Genomic DNA, 2,553 nt, shown 5'->3' on the forward strand with positions numbered 1-2,553 from the left:
TCACGTCTACTCCATGGATTGCAGCCCTGGTATCGAGAACCACGCCATGTTCCTAGTACAGTCCCCGGAGGATTTGATTATTCGGGAGATTGACGAGGCCGCTGAAGAACTGCTGTTGGAGCATTTGGCGGAGGCCATCACTCACCTGTCCCCCACCCAGGCGCAGCGGCTCCATGCCCGGTTTGCCTTGGAGAAAAAGTTTCGAGAGATTGCGGCGGATGAGGGCATCAGCGGGAGCTGTGCCTGTGATAGCGTCACCAGCGCAATCAGAAAATTACAAAAGATTTTTGCCCAAAATGGCTGGCTGAAAAAGGAGGATTGATATTCATGGACAAATCACCGGAAGAACAGGCGGTTGAAAAGAAAATCAGCCAATACCAAAACCGTCAGAAGATTTTGCTGAACCGAAAGCGTACCGAGGAACACCGGGCCAGGACGCACCGACTGATTGGCCGAGGCGCTATTTTGGAGGCCGTTTTCCCCGCTGTGGCTGACATGGAGGGCGAGGAAGTCAAGGCGTTTTTGATTGCCCTGTCCCGTCTGCCGGGAGCGAGGGAACTTGCAGAAAAACCACCGGAAACTGGGGGTGAGAAGTAATCCCCAGTCCGAATGGCGCACTTATACACCGTTCCGGTGTTGTGCGCCCTGCCGGGGGCTGTTGCGTCCTACGGACGCGATGGGGGTTGACACCCCCAAACCCCCGCACCCCCACCGGAAAGTGACACCCGCTTCGCGTCTGTCACTTTCCGGCGGGGCCAATATCCAGCACTGAAAGGAGGTGCTTTTTTACGGCAATTTTTCACTGTCCCATACAAATCATCCAGCGGAGCCAGGGCAAGTCCGCTGTGGCCGCTGCCGCCTATCGGAGTGGTGAAAAGCTGGTAAATGAATGGGACGGCATGACCCATGACTACACACGCAAAGGCGGCGTTGTCCATGTTGAAATCATGTTGCCCGCCCACGCTCCGCCGGAGTTTTTAGACCGCTCCACCCTCTGGAACAGCGTGGAGCAAATTGAGAAATCCAGCGATGCCCAGCTTGCCAGGGAAATTGAAGTGGCCTTGCCGGTTGAGTTGTCCAAGGCGGCGCAGCTTGCCCTTGTCCGAGCGTTCGTCAAGGATAATTTCGTGGACGCTGGAATGTGCGCTGACTTTGCCATCCACGACAAGGGAACCGGCAACCCCCATGCTCACATTCTGCTGACAATCCGACCCATAAAAGAAAATGGCGAGTGGGGTGCAAAGTGCCGCAAGGTTTACGATCTGGACGGCCAGGGCCAGCGCATCCCGGACGGCAAAGGCGGCTGGAAAAGTCACCGGGAGGACACCACGGACTGGAATCAGCGGGGCAACGCCGAGAAGTGGCGGGCGGCGTGGGCCGCTTATACCAACCAGGCCTTAGAAGCTGCTGGCAGGCCGGAGCGCATCGACCACCGCAGTTACAAACGCCAGGGCGTTGACAAAATTCCAACCGTTCACATGGGGCCAGCCGCCAGCCAGATGGAACGTCGGGGCATTGTCACCGAGAAAGGGAACATCAACCGGGAAATCGCCGCCGATAACAAACTGCTGAAAGAAATCAAAGCCCGCATTACCCGGCTCTACAACTGGAGCAAGGAGCAGTCCACCCAGCCCCAGGGCCGGGAGAGCATCATGGATTTTCTTTTCCAGGCGAGGCAGGACACCGCTTCAACTTCCCAATATGCCAGGGTCAGGGCGCTCAAAGAAAATGTTGCGCTGTTCAATTTTTTGCAGGCAAACGGTATTTCGTCCATGCCAGAACTTTACGAAAAAGTTTCCGCTATGAACAGCGGCTATTATGATTTGCGCGGCAAAATTGTCAAGGCCGAGCGTCGGTTGTCGGTGCTGGATGAACGACTGGAAATGTGGGCGCAGTATGAAAAATATAAGCCCGTCCGCCAAAAGCTGGACAAGGTTGCCCCAGCCAAACGGGAGCAATTCGAGCAGCGCCACAGCGCCGACCTTGCCCTGTTCGATGCCGCCGTCCGCTACCTGGACACGCTGAAAACTTCCGGCGAGAGCATCACCCCCAAGGCGTGGAGGGCGGAGGCCGCAAAGCTGACCGCCGAGAAAGAGGCCGACTATCTGACAATGCGGGATATGCGGGAGGACATTAAGGCGGTGGAAACTCTGAAAAAGACCGCTGACCGGCTTGCCAAAGAGGGCCAGACCCAGCGCAGGGAGGAACAGGAGCGATGATACCTCACATGACCTATCAACAACATCGGGCCGTCCGGCGGCTGGTACATAGCTGCTGCAACTATGACCGAGGGAATTGTCTGCTGCTGGATGATGGGGAGGAATGTGTCTGCCCGCAGGCAATTTCCTACTCGCTGATCTGTCGCTGGTTTCGGGCCGCCGTCCTGCCGTCGGACGGGGAACTGTGCGCCGCTCTGCTACCGCCTCCGGCTACCGGACGGCGGCGCTGCCAGGAGTGCAAGCGGATTTTCACCCCGCCCAGGCACAACACCCTTTACTGCCCCGACTGTGCCGCAAGACGAGCCAAGCGGAGCAAGCGGGATTGGGCCAGAAA

General features: G+C 57.4%; 4 protein-coding genes. All 4 read left to right on the forward strand.

Features of this window, described 5'->3' with window-relative positions; genetic code table 11:
* Window positions 1-322 (forward strand): sigma-70 family RNA polymerase sigma factor (locus D1646_RS11865; protein ID WP_160636660.1); only part of this gene is annotated, 322 nt, incomplete at its 5' end.
* A 5-nt stretch (window positions 323-327) separates the two neighbouring features.
* Window positions 328-597: a DUF3847 domain-containing protein gene (locus D1646_RS11870; protein WP_160636661.1), complete on the forward strand. Its 270-nt coding sequence runs from the start codon at window positions 328-330 to the stop codon at window positions 595-597.
* A 197-nt stretch (window positions 598-794) separates the two neighbouring features.
* Window positions 795-2,219 (forward strand): MobQ family relaxase, encoded by a 1,425-nt coding sequence (gene mobQ / locus D1646_RS11875; RefSeq protein WP_160636663.1) that lies wholly within the window; start codon window positions 795-797, stop codon window positions 2,217-2,219.
* On the forward strand, window positions 2,216-2,553 hold a 338-nt coding region (locus D1646_RS11880), incomplete at its 3' end, for a cysteine-rich VLP domain-containing protein (RefSeq protein ID WP_160636662.1). The genes mobQ and D1646_RS11880, both read left to right, overlap by 4 nt.

Origin of the sequence: Pseudoflavonifractor sp. 60, assembly GCF_009911645.1 — a bacterium.
Lineage (GTDB): Bacteria > Bacillota > Clostridia > Oscillospirales > Oscillospiraceae > Lawsonibacter.